The sequence below is a fragment of the Mycobacterium sp. IDR2000157661 genome, assembly GCF_022317005.1.
Lineage (GTDB): Bacteria > Actinomycetota > Actinomycetes > Mycobacteriales > Mycobacteriaceae > Mycobacterium.
On record NZ_CP081006.1, the window covers coordinates 3,180,028 to 3,197,891 of the forward strand.

At 68.1% G+C, this 17,864-nt stretch carries 8 protein-coding genes and 1 tRNA gene; 6 read left to right on the forward strand and 3 right to left on the reverse strand.

All coding sequences use genetic code 11. The features are described from left to right. Nucleotides 1-73: 73 nt before the first annotated feature. The 4 genes from K3G64_RS16720 (at nucleotide 74) to K3G64_RS16735 (ending at nucleotide 12,444) form a co-directional block, all read left to right on the forward strand. Nucleotides 74-9,340, forward strand: coding sequence for a type I polyketide synthase (locus K3G64_RS16720; RefSeq protein WP_238885898.1), 9,267 nt, complete (start codon nucleotides 74-76; stop codon nucleotides 9,338-9,340). Between the two features lie 15 nt (nucleotides 9,341-9,355). After that, the gene (gene acpS, locus K3G64_RS16725) at nucleotides 9,356-9,748 is read left to right on the forward strand and encodes a holo-ACP synthase AcpS (protein WP_238885900.1); all 393 of its coding nucleotides are present in this window, start codon (nucleotides 9,356-9,358) and stop codon (nucleotides 9,746-9,748) included. 79 nt (nucleotides 9,749-9,827) lie between these two features. Continuing rightward, nucleotides 9,828-11,165 (forward strand): dipeptidase, encoded by a 1,338-nt coding sequence (locus tag K3G64_RS16730; RefSeq protein WP_238885902.1) that lies wholly within the window; start codon nucleotides 9,828-9,830, stop codon nucleotides 11,163-11,165. Beyond that, the gene (locus K3G64_RS16735) at nucleotides 11,158-12,444 is read left to right on the forward strand and encodes a wax ester/triacylglycerol synthase domain-containing protein (protein WP_238885904.1); all 1,287 of its coding nucleotides are present in this window, start codon (nucleotides 11,158-11,160) and stop codon (nucleotides 12,442-12,444) included. Before K3G64_RS16730 ends, K3G64_RS16735 begins: the two co-directional genes overlap by 8 nt. Before the next feature lie 35 nt (nucleotides 12,445-12,479). On the opposite strand, the gene bcp is transcribed toward K3G64_RS16735, so the two are convergent. Next, entirely contained in the window at nucleotides 12,480-12,968 is a 489-nt protein-coding gene (gene bcp, locus K3G64_RS16740; RefSeq protein WP_238885905.1) for a thioredoxin-dependent thiol peroxidase, read from the reverse strand. A gap of 113 nt (nucleotides 12,969-13,081) precedes the next feature. Here bcp and K3G64_RS16745 point away from each other — a divergent pair, with 113 nt between their 5' ends. Next, a complete protein-coding gene (locus K3G64_RS16745; RefSeq protein ID WP_238885906.1) occupies nucleotides 13,082-13,309 on the forward strand; it encodes a DUF3618 domain-containing protein in 228 nt (75 codons plus the stop codon). A gap of 532 nt (nucleotides 13,310-13,841) precedes the next feature. Here the strand turns inward: K3G64_RS16745 and K3G64_RS16750 are convergent. Then, nucleotides 13,842-13,917 (reverse strand) — tRNA-Lys (locus tag K3G64_RS16750). A 153-nt stretch (nucleotides 13,918-14,070) separates the two neighbouring features. Here K3G64_RS16750 and K3G64_RS16755 point away from each other — a divergent pair. Continuing rightward, entirely contained in the window at nucleotides 14,071-15,288 is a 1,218-nt protein-coding gene (locus K3G64_RS16755) for a L,D-transpeptidase (RefSeq protein ID WP_238885908.1), read from the forward strand. Nucleotides 15,289-15,504: 216 nt separating this feature from the next. Here K3G64_RS16755 and K3G64_RS16760 read toward each other — a convergent pair whose 3' ends face one another. After that, nucleotides 15,505-17,832 carry an arylsulfatase gene (locus tag K3G64_RS16760; protein ID WP_238885910.1) on the reverse strand — a complete coding sequence of 776 codons (2,328 nt, stop codon included), beginning with the start codon at nucleotides 17,830-17,832 and terminating at the stop codon, nucleotides 15,505-15,507. Nucleotides 17,833-17,864 lie beyond the last annotated feature (32 nt).

A 17,864-nucleotide genomic window follows, 5' to 3' on the forward strand; every position in this document is an offset into this window, starting at 1 on the left:
AGGCAGCGCGGGCCACCGGAGATTCCGAGACCACAGACGACGAGCTTCACGCGGGACGAGGAGAAGACAAGACGTGACGATCAACGAGCAGCACCGGGTGTCCACCGACCGCACCGCCGAATCGAGGGAGACCTTGGCGGGCACCCACGCCCTCGTCGATCGGCTCAACTCCGGAGAGCCTTACGCGGTGGCATTCGGCGGCCAGGGCGGCTTCTGGCTGGAGAATCTCGAGGAACTCGTCAGCTCGGCAGGCATCGAGTCAGAACTCAGCGAACTGGTCGGTGAGGCGGCGCTGCTGCTCGAACCCGTCGCGCGCGAGCTCGTGGTTGTCCGCCCCATCGGGTTCGAGCCTCTGCAGTGGGTGCGGGCGCTGGCCGCCGACGAGCCGCTGCCGCCGACCAAGCAACTCATCACCGCCGCCATCTCCGGCCCGGGAATCCTGCTCGCGCAGATGGCCGCGACCCGCGCGGTCATCCGCCAGGGCCTGGACCTGTACGACACCCCGCCGGTCGCCATGGCCGGGCACTCGCAGGGCATCATGGCCTGCGAATCGCTGCGGGCACGCGGCACCAAGGACGCCGAACTGCTGGCCCTGCTGCAGCTCATCGGCGCGGCCGGCTCGCTGGTCTCGCGACGGCGCGGCATGGTCGGGCGGGGCGACAAGTCGCCGATGGTCTCGGTGACCAACGTCGACCCCGATCGCATCGCCGCCCTGCTGGAGGAGTTCTCCACCGACGTGCGCACGGTGTTGCCGCCGGTGCTCTCCATCCGCAACGGCAGGCGATCCGTCGTCATCACCGGCACCCCCGAGCAGTTGGGCCGGTTCGAGCTCTACTGCGCGAAGATCACCGAGAAGGAGGAGGCCGAGCGCAAGAACAAGGTGCGCGGCGGCAGTGTATTCAGTCCAGCGTTCAGCCAGATTCAGGTGGAGGTCGGCTTCCACACGCCGCGGCTCGCCGACGGGGTCGAGGTCGTCGACCGCTGGGCCGCCAAGTGTGGCATCGACCCCGACCTCGCTCACCACATGACCGAGTCGATCTTCGTGCGCCCGATCGACTGGGTGGCCGAGGTGGAGCGGCTGCACGACGCCGGCGCCAAGTGGATCGTCGACCTGGGCCCCAGCGACACCCTGACCCGCCTGACCGCTCCGGTGATCCGCGGGCTCGGTGTGGGCATCGTGCCCGCCGCCACGCGCGTCGGGCAGCGCAACCTGTTCACCGTCGGCGCCGAACCCGAGGTGCCGCCGGCGTGGTCCAGCTACGCACCGACCACCGTGCAACTGCCTGACGGATCGGTGAAGCTGTCGACGAAGTTCACCCGCCTCACCGGGCGCTCGCCGATCCTGCTCGCGGGCATGACCCCGACGACGGTCGACGCGAAGATCGTCGCGGCGGCTGCCAACGCCGGGCACTGGGCCGAGCTCGCCGGCGGCGGCCAGGTCACCGAGGAGATCTTCACCGACCGCATCGCCGAGCTGACCACGCTGCTCGAACCGGGCCGCGCCGTGCAGTTCAACTCGCTGTTCCTCGACCCTTACCTGTGGAAGCTGCAGCTGGGCGGGAAGCGTCTGGTGCAGCGGGCCCGCCAGTCGGGCGCCCCTATCGACGGCGTCGTCGTCTCCGCCGGCATCCCCGAGCTGGAGGAGGCCGTCGCGCTGATCGACGAGCTCAACACGGTCGGCATCAGCCACGTGGTGTTCAAGCCCGGCACCGTGGACCAGATCAAGTCGGTCATCAAGATCGCCGCCGAGGTGCCCGGCAAGGACGTCATCGTGCACATCGAGGGCGGTCGCGCCGGCGGGCACCACTCCTGGGAAGACCTCGACGACCTGCTGCTGACCACCTACGGCGAGCTGCGCAAGCTGCCGAACATCACGGTCTGTGTCGGCGGCGGCATCGGCTCCCCGGAGCGGGCGGCCGAGTACCTGTCCGGGCGGTGGGCCACCGAGTACGGTTTCCCGGCGATGCCGGTCGACGGCATCCTGGTCGGCACCGCGGCGATGGCGACGCTGGAGGCCACCACCTCGCCGGCCGTCAAGCAGATGCTGGTCGAGACCACCGGAACCGACCACTGGATCAGCGCCGGGAAGGCCCAGGGCGGCATGGCCTCCAGCCGTAGCCAGCTGGGCGCCGACATCCACGAGATCGACAACGCCGCATCGCGCTGCGGCCGGCTGCTCGACGAGGTCGCCGGGGATGGCGAGGCCGTCGCGGCCCGGCGCGACGAGATCGTCGCCGCGATGGCCACCACCTGCAAGCCGTACTTCGGCGATGTCGGTGACATGACCTACCGGCAATGGCTAGAGCGCTACCTCGAATTGGCGGTCGGAGACGACGACAGCACCGCCGACACCAGGCTGTCCGGCAGCCCGTGGCTGGCCGACACCTGGCGGGACCGGTTCGCCGAGATGCTGCACCGCGCCGAGGCCCGGTTGCATCCGCAGGACTCCGGCCCGATCGCCACCCTGTTCGACGACCCCGCGCTTTTCGACGACCCGGCCCGGGCGATCGCCACATTGGTCGCCCGCTACCCCGAGTCGGAGACTCTGCGCCTGCATCCCGCCGACGTGCCATGGTTCGTCACGCTGTGCAAGGTCCCCGGAAAGCCGGTCAACTTCGTGCCGGTCATCGACAAGGACGTGCGCCGGTGGTGGCGCAGCGACTCACTGTGGCAGGCCCACGACGCTCGCTACACCGCCGACGAGGTGTGCATCATCCCGGGCACCCAGGCGGTCGCGGGCATCACCCGCGTCGACGAGCCGGTCGGTGAACTTCTCGACCGCTTCGAGCAGGCCGCGATCGACGAGGCGCTGACCACCGACGGCAATCCGGTGCCGGTGGTGTCGCGGCGGCAGGCGCGGGCCGACGTGAGCGGCCCGCTGGCGGTGGTGCTCGACTCGCCCGACGTGCTGTGGGCCGGTCGCACCGCGATCAACCCGGTGCACCGCATCGGCGCGCCCGACGAGTGGCAGGCCAACGAGAATCGTGCTGCCACCCACCCGTCCACCGGCGCCCGCCTCGAACTCGCCGGTGATCAGGTCACGCTGAGCGTGCCGTTGTCCGACATCTGGATCAACATCGCGTTCACCTTGCCCTCGTGCACGGTCAACGGCGGTATGCCGGTCGTCACCGTCGAGGACGCCTCTGCCGCAATGCGTTCCGTGCTGGCCATCGCCGCCGGTGTCGACGGACCCGAAGCGCTGCCGCCGGTCGCCGACGGGGTCGCCACGATGACCGTCAACTGGGATCCCGAGAAGGTCGCCGACCACACCGGCGTCACCGCGACGTTCGGCGCCCCGCTTGCGCCCGGCCTCACGCTGGTGCCCGATGCCCTCGTCGGCCACTGCTGGCCCGCGGTGTTCGCGGCGATCGGCACGGCCGTCACCGACGACGGTCTCCCGGTCGTCGAGGGTCTGCTGAGCCTGGTGCACCTCGACCACGCCGCCCATCTGCTGACCCAGATGCCCAAGACGCGCACCGAACTGACCGTCACCGCAACGGGTTCGGCGGCCACCGACACCGAGTACGGCCGTGTCGTGCCGGTGCACGTGCAGATTCGCGATGCCGGCGGCAACCTGCTGGCCACCCTCGAGGAGCGCTTCGCGATCCGCGGCCGCACGGGTGCGGCCGAACTCGCCGACCCGCCGCGGGCCGGTGGTGCGATCACCGACAACGCGACCGACACCCCGCGGCGCCGCCGCCGAGACGTCACCGTGGCCGCGCCGACTGACATGAGCGCGTTCGCCGTGGTGTCGGGGGACCACAACCCGATCCACACCGATCGCGCCGCGGCCCTGCTGGCCGGGCTGAAGTCGCCCATCGTGCACGGCATGTGGCTGTCCGCGGCCGCCCAGCACGTAGTCACCGCCACCGACGGCAGGCCCGCACCCCCGGCGCGGGTGGTCGGCTGGACATCGCGCTTCCTCGGCATGGTGCAGCCCGGCGACGAGGTGGACTTCCGCGTCGACCGGGTCGGAATCGACCGGGGCGCAGAGATCGTGGAGGTGACCGCCAAGATTCGGCGGGCAGCGAGCGAAGCGAGCCAGGGGAGTAGTTCCGCGGGTGACCTCGTGATGTCGGCGACGGCCCAGCTGGCCGCGCCCAAGACCGTCTACGCGTTCCCCGGCCAGGGCATTCAGCACAGGGGCATGGGCATGGAGGTCCGGGCCCGCTCCAAGGCCGCCCGCAAGGTGTGGGACACGGCCGACAAGTTCACCCGCGACACGCTGGGCTTCTCGGTGCTGCATGTGGTGCGCGACAACCCGACCAGCCTGATCGCCAGCGGGGTGCACTACCACCATCCCGACGGCGTGCTGTTCCTCACCCAGTTCACCCAGGTCGCCATGGCGACAGTGGCCGCCGCTCAGGTGGCCGAGATGCGCGAGCAGGGCGCATTCGTCGAGGGCGCGATAGCCTGCGGCCACTCCGTCGGCGAGTACACCGCGCTGGCGTGTGTGTCCGGCGTCTACGAGTTGGAAGCATTGCTCGAGGTGGTGTTCCACCGCGGCAGCAAGATGCACGACATCGTGCCGCGTGACCACCTCGGCCGGTCGAACTACCGGTTGGCCGCGATCCGGCCGTCGCAGATCGACCTCGACGACGCCGACGTCAAGCAATTCGTCGCCGACGTCTCCCGGAATGCCGGTGAGTTTCTGGAGATCGTGAACTTCAACCTGCGCGGCTCGCAGTACGCGATCGCGGGCACAGTGCGCGGGCTCGAGGCGCTGGAGGAGGAGGTCGAGCGGCGCCGCGAGATCACCGGCGGCAAGCGCTCGTTCATCCTGGTGCCGGGTATCGATGTGCCGTTCCACTCGTCGGTGCTGCGCGTCGGGGTCGCCGACTTCCGTCGTTCGCTGGAGCGGGTGATGCCCCGCGACCAGGATCCGGACCTGATCATCGGTAAGTACATCCCGAACCTGGTGCCGCGGCCGTTCACCCTCGACCGCGACTTCATCGAGGAGATCCGCGATCTGGTGCCCGCCGAACCGCTCGACGAAATCCTCGCCGACTACGACACGTGGCGAAACGAGAAGCCGGCCGAGCTGTGCCGCAAGGTGGTCATCGAGCTGCTCGCCTGGCAGTTCGCCAGCCCGGTGCGTTGGATCGAGACTCAGGACCTGCTCTTCATCGAGGAGGCCGCCGGTGGCCTGGGCATCGAACGGTTCGTCGAGATCGGCGTGAAGTCCTCGCCGACGGTGGCCGGCCTGGCGGCCAACACACTCAAGCTGCCCGAGTATTCGCACAGCACAACCGAAGTGCTGAACTCGGAGCGGGATGCGGCCGTGCTGTTCGCGACCGACACCGACCCTGAGCCCGAGGCCGACGAGGAAGAGGCCGCTCCGGTCGCCGCCGCGCCCGCGACGGACACGGCACCGTCGGCCCCGGCGCCGGCGCCCGCAGCACCGACCGGTGGCCCCCGCCCGGACGACATCGGCTACGACGCCGCGGACGCCACCATGGCGCTGATCGCGTTGTCGGCGAAGATGCGCATCGACCAGATCGAGCCACTGGACTCCATCGAGTCGATCACCGACGGTGCGTCGTCGCGGCGCAACCAGTTGCTCGTCGACCTCGGCTCCGAGCTCAACCTCGGCGCCATCGACGGCGCGGCAGAAGCGGATCTGGCCGGGCTCAAGGGCCAGGTCACCAAGCTGGCGCGGACCTACAAGCCGTTCGGGCCGGTGCTGTCCGACGCGATCAACGACCAGTTGCGGACCGTGCTCGGGCCGTCGGGCAAGCGTCCCGGCTACATCGCCGAAAGGGTCAAGAAGACCTGGGAACTCGGCGACGGCTGGGCCAAGCACGTCACCGTCGAGGTGGCGCTGGGCACCCGGGAAGGGTCGAGCGTGCGCGGCGGTGACCTGGGCGGTCTGCACGACGGCGCGCTCGCCGACGCCGCCACCGTCGACAAGGTCATAGACGGCGCCGTCACTACGGTGGCGGCGCGACGCGGTGTGTCGGTGTCGCTGCCATCGGCGGCAGGAGGCGGGGGCGGCGTGGTCGACTCGGCCGCGCTGACCGAGTTCGCCGAACAGGTCACCGGCCGCAACGGCGTGCTGGCCTCGGCGGCCCGCATGATCCTCGGCCAGCTGGGTCTCGACACTCCCGTTCCGGTTCCGGAGGCCACCGACGCCGAGCTCATCGACCTGGTGACCGCCGAACTGGGTTCGGACTGGCCCCGTTTGGTGGCTCCGGTGTTCGACGGCCGCAAGGCGGTGCTGTTCGACGACCGCTGGGCCAGCGCGCGTGAGGACCTGGCGAAGCTCTGGCTGCTCGACGAGGACGAGATCGACGCCGACTGGAGCCGGCTCTCGGAGCGCTTCGAGGGCGCCGGCCACGTCGTGGGCACCCAAGCGACCTGGTGGCAGGGTAAGGCCCTGGCCGCCGGGCGCACCATCCACGCGTCGCTCTACGGGCGCGCGGCGGCAGGTGCGGAGAACCCGGGCAAGGGTTGCTACTGGAACGAGGTCGCGGTGGTGACCGGCGCGTCCAAGGGATCGATCGCGGCGTCGGTGGTGGCACAGCTGCTCGACGGCGGCGCCACAGTCATCGCGACGACGTCCAAGCTCGACGACGACCGGCTGGCGTTCTACCGCACCCTCTACCGCGACAACGCCCGCTTCGAGGCCAAGCTGTGGGTGGTGCCTGCGAACATGGCGTCCTACACCGATATCGACGCGCTCGTCTCGTGGGTGGGTACCGAGCAAACCGAAAGCCTTGGGCCGCAGTCGATTCACCTCAAGGACGCGCAGACCCCGACGCTGCTGTTCCCGTTTGCCGCGCCGCGCGTGGCCGGGGACCTCTCGGAGGCCGGGTCGCGCGCCGAGATGGAGATGAAGGTGTTGCTGTGGGCGGTGCAGCGGCTGATCGCCGGACTGTCCCACATCGGCGCCGAACGCGACATCGCCGCGCGTCTGCACGTCGTGCTGCCCGGTTCACCCAACCGCGGCATGTTCGGCGGTGACGGCGCCTACGGCGAGGCGAAGTCCGCGCTCGACGCGCTGGTCACCAGGTGGAAGGCCGAATCATCGTGGGCGCAGCGGGTTTCGCTGGCGCATGCGCTGATCGGCTGGACCAAGGGCACCGGGCTGATGGGCCACAACGACGCGATCGTCGGCGCGGTGGAACAGGCCGGCGTCCAGACCTACACCACCGACGAGATGGCGGGCATGCTGCTGTCGCTGTGCGACATCGAATCCAAGGTCGCCGCCGCCCGCGAGCCGCTGCAGGTCGACATGACCGGTGGCCTGGCCGAGGTGGAGCTCGACATGGCCGAGCTCGCCGCCAAGGCGCGTGAGGAGATGGTCGCCGGGGCCGGAGAAGGCGGAGCCGACGACTCCGAAGACGAAGGCGCCATCCGGGCACTGCCATCACCGCCGCGCGGCTACCGGGCCGCACCGCCGCCGGCGTGGGACGACCTCGACGTCGATCCGGCCGACATGGTGGTGATCGTCGGCGGCGCCGAGATCGGACCGTACGGCTCGTCGCGGACCCGCTTCGAGATGGAGGTCGACAACGAGCTGTCGGCCGCCGGTGTGCTCGAGTTGGCGTGGACCACCGGGCTGGTCAAGTGGGAGGACGATCCGAAGCCGGGATGGTACGACACCGAAACCGGCGACCTTGTCGACGAGAGCGAACTCGTCGAGCGTTACCACGATCCGGTGGTGGACCGCGTCGGCATTCGGGAGTGGGTCGACGACGGCGCCATCGATCCCGATCACGCGTCACCCCTGTTGGTTTCGGTATTCCTCGACAAGGACTTCACCTTCGTGGTGTCGTCGGAAGCCGAGGCCCGAGGATTCATGCAGTTCGACCCGGAGCACACCGTGATCGCCCCGCTGCCCGACAGCAGTGATTGGCAGGTCACTCGTAAGGCGGGCACTGAGGTCCGAATACCGCGCAAGGTCAAGCTGTCGCGAACCGTCGGCGCCCAGATCCCGACCGGGTTCGATCCGAGGGTCTACGGCGTGAGCCCGGACATGACGAACTCGATCGATCGGCTGGCGCTATGGAACCTCGTCACCACGGTCGACGCGTTCTTGTCGGCAGGCTTCAGTCCCACCGAGCTGATGAGGTGGGTGCACCCGAGCATGGTGGCCAGCACGCAAGGCACCGGCATGGGTGGCATGACGTCGATGCAGACGATGTACCACGGCAACCTGCTCGGCCAGAACAAGCCGAACGACATCCTGCAGGAGGTGTTGCCGAACGTCATCGCCGGACACGTCGTGCAGTCCTACGTCGGCAGCTACGGCGCCATGATCCACCCGGTCGGTGCCTGCGCGACGGCGGCCATCTCCGTCGAGGAGGGCGTCGACAAGATCACATTGGGCAAGGCCGACTTCGTGGTCGCCGGCGGCTACGACGACACGACGCTCGAGGCCGTCATCGGCTTCGGTGACATGGCGGCGACCGCCGACACCGAGATGATGCGGGCGAAGGGCATCAGCGACTCGAAGTTCTCGCGTGCGAACGATCGTCGGCGGCTCGGCTTCGTCGAGGGCCAGGGCGGGGGCACGATATTGCTGGCCCGCGGCGACCTTGCGCTCAGGATGGGACTTCCCGTGCTGGCCGTGGTCGCGTATGTGTCCTCGTTCGGTGATGGAGTGCACACGTCGATCCCGGCTCCGGGGCTCGGTGCCCTGGGTGCGGGACGCGGTGGGCCGGAGTCGCAGCTTGCACGCTCGCTGCGCAAGCTCGGTGTCGGACCCGACGACATCGCCGTCGTGTCCAAGCACGACACATCGACACTGGCGAACGATCCCAACGAAACCGAGCTGCACGAACGGCTTGCCGACGCGATGGGCCGGTCGCAAGGTGCACCGCTGTTCGTGGTCTCCCAGAAAAGTTTGACGGGTCACGCCAAGGGCGGCGCGGCCGCGTTCCAGATGATGGGACTGTGTCAAATCCTGCGCGACGGAGTCATCCCGCCGAACCGCAGCCTGGACTGCGTCGACGATGAGATGGCCGGTTCCGCGCACTTCGTGTGGGTGCGCGATACGCTCCGATTCAGGGAGAAATTCCCGCTCAAGGCAGGTCTGATCACGAGTCTGGGCTTCGGCCATGTGTCGGGTCTCATCGCCTTGGTGCATCCACAGGCGTTCCTGGCGGCGCTGAGCCCGCAGCAGCGGGCGGACTACACGCAGCGCGCCGACGCCCGCGTGCTGGCCGGCCAACACCGGCTGACATCGGCGATCGCCGGTGGGCGGCCGCTGTATGAGAAGCCCGCCGACCGCCGGTTCTCCTCCGACGCTCCGGAGAAGCCGCAAGAGGCCGAGATGCTGCTCAGCGCGGGGTCGCGACTCGGTGTCGACGGCGTGTACCTGCCCGACGGGCGCTGAAGTAGCGTGTCGTCCATGGCGATTGTCGGAGTGGGGATCGACCTGGTCTTCATTCCCGACTTCGCCGAACAGGTCGACCAGCCCGGCACGGTGTTCTCCGAGACGTTCACCCCCGGCGAGCGGCGCCACGCCGCCGATGCGAGTTCTTCGGCGGCGCGCCATCTCGCGGCGCGCTGGGCGGCCAAGGAGGCAGTCATCAAGGCGTGGTCGGGTTCGCGGTTCGCCAAACGGCCGATGCTGCCCGAGGGCATCCACCGCGACATCGAGGTCATCACCGACATGTGGGGGAGGCCGAAGGTGCGGCTGTCCGGCGCGATCGCCGAGCACCTGAGCGACGTGACGATCCACCTGTCGCTGACCCACGAGGCCGACACCGCGGCGGCGGTCGCCATCCTCGAGGAACGGTAACTTCGCGAAACTGCGTCGCAGCCGAGAAAGTGCGAGTGGAGGCCTGCCGGAATACGGTTTCGCGGCTAGCGTCGGTGTGATGGATGACCTCGTCGAGCGGGTTCGTGAGGTGCTGCCCGTGGTCCGGCGCGATCTCGAGCACCTCGTGCGCATCGAGTCGGTGTGGGCCGACCCGGCCCGCCGCAGTGAAGTGCAGCGCAGCGCCGACGCGACGGCCAGGCTGTTGACCGAGGCGGGCTTTGGCGACGTGCAGATCGTCAGCGAAGGCGGGGCGCCCGCGGTCATCGCCCGGCACCCCGCACCGCCGGGGGCGCCGACGGTGCTGCTCTATGCGCATCACGACGTGCAGCCAGAGGGCGACCCGGCGCAATGGAACTCGCCGCCGTTCGAGCCGACCGAGCGCGACGGCCGGCTGTACGGCCGCGGCACTGCCGATGACAAGGCCGGAATCGCAACGCATCTGGCAGCTTTCCGGGCGCACGGGGGCAACCCGCCGGTCGGCGTCACGGTCTTCGTCGAAGGCGAGGAGGAGTCGGGTTCACCGTCGCTGTCGCGACTGTTGGCCGCTCACCGTGACGCACTGGCCTCCGACGTGATCGTCATCGCCGACTCCGACAACTGGAGCACCGAGGTGCCGTCGCTGACGGTGTCGCTGCGCGGGTTGGCCGACTGCATCGTCGAGGTCGCCACGCTCGATCACGGTCTGCACTCCGGGCTGTGGGGCGGGGTCGTGCCCGATGCGCTCAGTGTGCTCGTACGCCTGCTGGCCAGCCTTCACGACGACGACGGCAACGTCGCGGTGGCGGGTGTGCACCAAGGCACGGCCGCCGATGTCGACTATCCGCTTCAGCGGGTGCGCGAGGAGGCCGGACTGCTCGACGGCGTGTCTCCGATCGGCACGGGCACTGTGCCGCAACGATTATGGGCGAAATCCGCGATCACCGTGATCGGCATCGACACCACGCCCATCGACAAGTCGTCGAACACGCTGATCCCGCGCGCCAGGGCCAAGGTCAGCATGCGCGTGGCGCCCGACGGTGACGCCGCCGAGCATATGAAGGCGCTGACCCGTCACCTGGAACAGCATGCGCCGTGGGGAGCCCACGTGAGCGTGACGCCAGGTGATCTCGGTCAGCCGTACGCCATCGACACCAGTGGGCCGGTCTACGACGCCGCCAGGTCGGCCTTCCGCGAGGGCTGGGGTGTCGATCCCGTCGACACCGGGGTCGGGGGCTCGATCCCGTTCATCGCCGAGTTCGCCGCGGCGTTCCCGTCGGCCAAGATCCTGGTGACGGGGGTGGAGGATCCTGCGACCCAAGCGCACAGTGTCAACGAAAGCCTGCATCTGGGCGTGCTGGAGCGGGCGGCCGTTTCCGAGGCGTTGCTGCTGGCGCGACTGGCCCAACACCGTGCGTGACGATCACGACGATCCGGACCGTCTGTCGGCGGATGACGCCCGCATCCTGAATCTGGAGTCGGCGTCGATCGCCGGCCACACCCTCAAACTCGTCGTTCTCGAACCCGGCGACGGCGCGCTCGACATCGACGCCTTGCGCGCCTCCGTCTCCGAGCGGCTGTCGGGCCAGCCGCGGGCGACTCACCGCGTGGACACCACCGGGGCCGAGCCGCATTGGGTTTCCGCTGCCGACTTCGACATCCGCGACCATGTCCGGCGACCCGCTGCGCCACAATGTGTTTCGACCGAAGACCTATGGCGCATCGTCAGTGCGCTCATGTCCGAGCACCTCGACCGCGGCCGTCCGCTGTGGACCTTCGACGTGATCGGCCGGTTGGCGGATGGCCGGGAAGCAATAGCGGCGCGCATCCACCACGCGATGGCCGACGGGATCGCGGGCGTCCGATTCCTGAACGATGTGCTCTTCGATTCCCACCTCGATCAGACGGCGGGATCGCGGCCCGGTCTGCGGGAGCCCGCGCAACCGGCTCGGCTGACCGAGGTCCGTCGAATGCCTGGCGCCGTCCTTCGCGAATTGGTTCACCCGGGGGGACGCGCTCCGCTTGACCGGCCGGTGACGATCGCGCGCGAGCTGGCCTTCGCGGTGGCGCCGCTTGCCGAGCTCAAGGAGATCGGCGCCGGCAGGCCCACCCGTGCCACGGTCAACGATGTGCTGCTGGCCACCGTCGCGGGCGGGTTACAGACCTGGCTTGGTGCGTCGGCGGGGCGGACTCTGCGTGCGCAGATCCCGGTCAGCCTGCACCATCGTGACGAGGACACCGCCGAGGCTGGCAACCGCGACTCGTTTCTCAACATCGATCTGCCGCTCGACCAGGCCGACCCACTGGCACGGCTGGACCGGATCAGCGCCGAGACCCGTCGGCGAAAGCAGCTCGACGACGCCGACGAGATGTTCGAACTGTTCCACGCGCTGGGACGGATGAAGCACATCGGTTCGGTGGCGAACCGTCTCGCCGGCAGCGCGCACGAGTTCGACGTGTCGATCTCGAACGTGCCGGGGCCGCGGGAGACGGTGCGGGTCCTGGGCCGCGGGGTGCGACATCTGTTCTCGTCGTCCGAGCCGGCCGCCCACCACGCGTTGCGGATAAGCGCGATCTCCTACGCCGGCGACATGGGAATCGGCCTGTGCACCGATCCCACGGCGTTGCCGGATATCACCGGACTCGGCAACGCAATCGAAGCGGCGTACGCCCAATTGCGGGACGCCGCAACGACTTGACGCCGGGCGCATCGATGACGGGCCGGCCGCCGACGTTAGTCTGACGCCGAGGGCGTCAGGACCTTCTTGACGATGAACGACGCCGTGTTGGCGGCTTTGACGTTGTACTGCGCGTGGGCGATCTTCCCCTTCTCGTCGACCACGAACGTCGAGCGAATCACGCCCTGAACGGTCTTGCCGTACATCGTCTTCTCCCCGAAAGCACCCCAGGCGGTAAGCACCTCGCGATCGGGGTCCGACAGCAGTGGGAACGTCAGCTTCTCGTTGTCGCGGAACTTGGCCAACTTCTCCGGCTTGTCGGGGGAGATGCCGACGACGTCGATCCCTGCGTCGTTGAGCTCGCTCAAGCTGTCGCGAAAGGCGCACGCCTGTTTGGTGCAGCCGGGCGTCGAGGCGGCCGGGTAGAAGTAGACGACGAGCTTTCGGCCCCGGTAGTCGGAGAGCTTCACGGGATTGCCGTCGGCGTCGGGCAGGCTGAACGGCGGAGCTTTGTCGCCGACCTCGAGTCGCGGAGTCTCTGGCACGCGCGGCCATCCCTTCTTGTCGACCGGTGCGCTGCTTGGAGCGCAGGCTGCTTTAGGGTAGATCGGCAGGCTCCGTCCGGGAGCAGCGACACCGAAGCGGCTTGGAGGCGCACGTGGCGGACCGCGATCCCGACACCATCAAGCGGGAGATCGATCAAGCGCGGGAGCAACTCGCGTCGACGGTGGACACGCTGGCCGAGCGCGCCAATCCCAGCCGGCTGGCCGAAGACGCCAAGTCTGCGGCGATGCGATTCGTCAAGAAACCGGCCGTCGCGGCGTCGCTTGCCGGCGTGGGCGCGGTTGTGTTCGTGCTGATCGTGCGACGAGTCAGGCGGCGTTGAGGCGGTCCGCGCGGCGGCGCCGGGCGGTGCGGAACCAGTCGGTCAACGAGAAGGTGGGCGGGTTGGCGATCCGGCCGATCCTGCCGCAGGCGTAAACCGCCACGAGGTTCTGCGTAGTTACCTCGGCGTACGAAACTTCCCTGAGTGCATCAGTCGTAAACGGCTCAGGACTCTGCGCCATCAGCTAAGTCCCCGTTCCCCTTGATACCCCGCTGCCCCTGCGCGGGCAGCCGCTGTTTCAGCTAATAGCACTCTAGCAGAGCTACCCGCTTCGCAGCAGCTGGAAACGGCGATCGTCGTCAGCACGGTTCGCTTCCGCAACGGTTCATCGAGGCGAATGCCGAAGCAATAATGCACGCAAGTGTCGATTTCAGCACACTTTCGCCGCCGGGAGCAGGATCACCTGCGGTAATTTACGGCAAAGCAAGCGGCAACGATAGGGTTATTTGGTCCCCGATCCAGGGAAAAGAACCCGCAAAGGTGATTGGCTCAGGCTGCGCCCGGCCGCGTGAGCCGACCGAGAAGGAGGTCGTGGTGCGCCGTCAGGGTTTCGAACCCCGGACCCGCTGATTAAGAGTCAGCTGCTCTACCAACTGAGCTAACGGCGCGCGTGTGCGACAATAACAGGCCCCTTGGCACTGGGTGAAATCCGAGCCCGGCCGAGCGCGGGCAGTGACGCGGTCGTCACACCCGAGGTCGAAATTGCCCTTAGACTGTTGCCAGAAATCGTATTTGTTCCCGTCTGCGAGGTGGAGTTAATTATGTGGCGAGTCCGTTCAGTGGCCCGTCAGCGTCGACGCGTGCGATGGGCGGCCCTAGCGCTTATCCCCGCCGTGATGTTGGGCCTGTCCGCCTGCGGCGGCAGCGGCGAGCCGACTCAACCGCAGGTCATAGCGGACAAGGGAACGCCGTTCGGCGACCTGCTCGTGCCCAAGCTCACGGCGTCGGTGACCGATGGCGCCGTCGGCGTCAGCGTGGACTCGCCGGTGACCGTCAGTGCCGAGGACGGGGTGCTGGGTGCAGTGAGCATGGTCAACGAAAACGGCGAACCGGTCGACGGTGTGCTGAGCCGTGACGGCCTGACGTGGTCGACCACCGAGCCGCTCGGCTACAACAAGAGCTACACGGTGACCGCGGAGTCGCTCGGCCTCGGCGGCGCGACCAGCCGCAAGATGACCTTCGAGACGCATTCGCCCGAGAACCTGACGATGCCGTACGTCCTGCCCAACGACGGCGAGGTCGTCGGCGTCGGCCAGCCGGTCGCTATCCGCTTCGACGAGAACATCCCGAACCGGGTGGCCGCGCAGAAGGCGATAAAGATCACCACCGAGCCGCCGGTCGAGGGCGCCTTCTACTGGTTGAACAACCAGGAGGTGCGCTGGCGCCCGGCCGCGTATTGGAAGCCCGGCACCAAGGTCGATGTCGCGGTCAACACCTACGGCGTGGATCTGGGCGACGGCCTGTTCGGCCAGGACAACGTCAAGACCAGCTTCACCATCGGCGACGAGGTCATCACGACCGTTGACGACAGCACCAAGACGCTCACGGTGACCCGCAACGGTGAGGTGATCAAGACCATGCCGGTGTCGATGGGCAAGAACAGCACGCCCACCAACAACGGCACCTACCTCGTGGGGGACCGGCGGTCGTTCATGATCATGGATTCCTCGACCTACGGCGTGCCGACCAACTCGGCCAACGGCTACCGCACCGAAGTCAGTTGGGCCACGCAGATCTCTTACAGCGGGATCTACGTGCACGCCGCGCCGTGGTCGGTGGGCAGCCAGGGCTACAGCAACGTCAGCCACGGCTGCATCAACGTCAGTACCAGCAATGGGCAGTGGTTCTACAACAATTCCAAGCGCGGCGACGTGGTGCAGATCGTCAACACCGTCGGGTCCACGCTGCCGGGCACCGACGGTCTCGGCGACTGGAACATCCCGTGGGACCAGTGGAAGGCCGGTAACGCCAACCTTTGATGCCCTCTGACGCGTCGACGAGAAACGGGCCCGCACATTACGTGCGGGCCCGTTGCCGTCCGGGTGGCTGACGGGACTCGAACCCGCGCGGGGGACTGATCGCAATGCGTGAAAACGCCGTCAGCCACTTCTAGCAGCGGCTCAGCCAATGCCGACCAGCATTGCGCAAAGAGCAATCGCGAAGGAGCGCTGGTGCGGAAGTGCGGGAGTCGCGGCTCACGTGTACGCGACGTGGACGCCGTGGATGTGCCCCTCGAAGGGGAAGGGGGCCCGCTCGCGGTAATCCAGCGAGACGGGCGATCCCAGACATATCCCGATGTCGAGGCAGTCGTTGGCGGTGAAAAGCAGCGGTGCGCTGACGGGTACCTGTGCCTGCCCTACCACCACACCGTCGACCCGCAGCGTGACGGCAAGCGGGCCGCCTGGGCGCTGCTCGGCGTAGTGCGTCTCGACGATAATCGTCGCGGGCCCGGCGGGCAGCTTTGTTGTCGAGCGAATCTTGGTGCGCTGCAGGATGAACAGGTTGTACTCGTAGCACAGGTGACCCTCGTCCAGGTAACACGTCAGCCCGCCGGCGGCCGCCCCGAGTGCGTACAGCACGCCGTTGGCGCTTTCGGGCAGATCGGCTTCGATGGTCACCGTGTTGTTCTTGTTTCCCAATGCGGGTGCACAGAATTCGGGCATCCGGACGGTGTCGCCGGAGAACTCCCATTCCCGGTAGGGCGGCGCGATGCGTAACTCGGGGTGATAGACGGGGACCCACAGCCCGCCGCCGACGGGCAGCACCGAGTTCCGGGCGGCCTCGATCGCGAACATCTCCCGCATCTGGCCCAGCTTGTCGGGGTGCTGCTCGGCGAGGTCCGTTGACTGCGACCAGTCTTCGTCGAGGTGGTAGAGCTCCCACTGGTCGTCGTCGGGAGTCCACGACTCGATGCCCTCGGGCGCACCGGGCACCCACGGCAGCCGAGGACCGCGCGCGGACGCGAGCCAGCCGTCGTGGTAGATCGCCCGGCTGCCCATGATCTCGAAGTACTGGGTCGGCTTCCCACCGGGCGCGGCGCGGTCGACCAGCGTCTGGGCGAAGCTCGCCCCGGCTATCGGGATCTGCGGTTCTCCGTTGACGGTGCGCGGCGCGACGATGCCGATGATGTCGTAGACGGTAGGGACGATGTCGTTGCAGTGAAGGAACACGTCGCGAGGAGTTGGGTCGGGCTCGACCTTGGCAGGCCACTTGACCGCCATCGGGTTGCGGGTGCCGCCGAGATGCGATGCCAACAGTTTCATTCCCTTGTACGGCGTGCTGCCCGCCCACGCCCATGCCGCGTGGTACTGGTTGTCAACCAGCGGCGACCCCAGCACGTCCAGGCCGCCCAGCTGTTCGAGGGTGTCGATGTGCTGGCGGACGGTGGTCGGAATGCCGTTCTGCGCCAGCAGTTCTGCGATGGTGCCGTTCTGCCCCTCGCCGGATGAACCGTTGTCGCCCCAGATGTAGAAGAAGAGCGTGTTCTCCCCGTATCCCAGTCGGTCGAGCTCGTCGGCGATGCGGCCGACCTGCACGTCGACGTGCTCGGCGTACCCGGCCGCCACCTCCATCAGTCGGCGTTGGAAGGGTTTCTCGTCGTCGGGGATGCTCTCCCAGGAGGCCAGCGCGGGGTCGCGCTCGGTGAGTCGGCAGTCCTGTGGAATCCAGCCCTTCCCCTTGGCGCGGGCGAACACCCGCTCGCGGTAGGCGTCCCAGCCGTCGTCGAACTGGCCGGCGTAGCGGTCGGCCCACTCCTTCATGATGTGGTGCGGGCCATGCAGGCAACCGCTGGCCCAGTACATGAAAAACGGCCTGTCGGTGTTGAACGCCTTGTGGCGGCGCAGCCAGCCGATGGCGTCGTCGGCCAGATCCTCGGACATGTGGTAGCCCTCCTCCGGCGTCTTCGGGGGAGCGACCACCGTGGTGTTGCGTACCAGATGCGGTTCGTACTGCGATGCCTCGCCGGCGAGGAAGCCGTAGAAGTACTCGAATCCCAGCCCGGTGGGCCAATTCTCGAATGGACCGGCGGCCGTCGTCTCCTCGGCCGGGGTGTTGTGCCACTTGCCGAACGCCGACGTGGCGTAGCCGTACTGTTTGAGTACCTCGGCCATCGTCGCGCTGCTGCGCGGGATCTTGCCGGCGTAGCCGTCCCAGTCGTTGGCCAACTCGGCGATCTGGCCGTTGCCGATCTCGTGGTGGTTGCGCCCGGTCAACAGCGACGCCCGGGTGGGTGAGCACATCGCGGTGGTGTGGAACCTGTTGTAGGACAAACCCTCCGAGCAGATGCGGTCCATGGTGTCGGTGCGGACCTCACCGCCGAACGTCGTCGGCAGACCCGGACCCGCATCGTCGATCAGCACGATCACCACGTTGGGCGCTCCGTCGCCCAGGCGCCGCGGGACGACGCGCTGGGCGTATGTGGACTCCTGCAGTGTGCGTCCGGCGACACTCGCCGAGGGCACGGGTGCGAACGGCAGGGTCTCACCGCCGGGCAGTTTCGGAGCCACGACATCGTTGGTCATCTTCGTCCCTTCGCCGCATGCGCGTGCGTTGT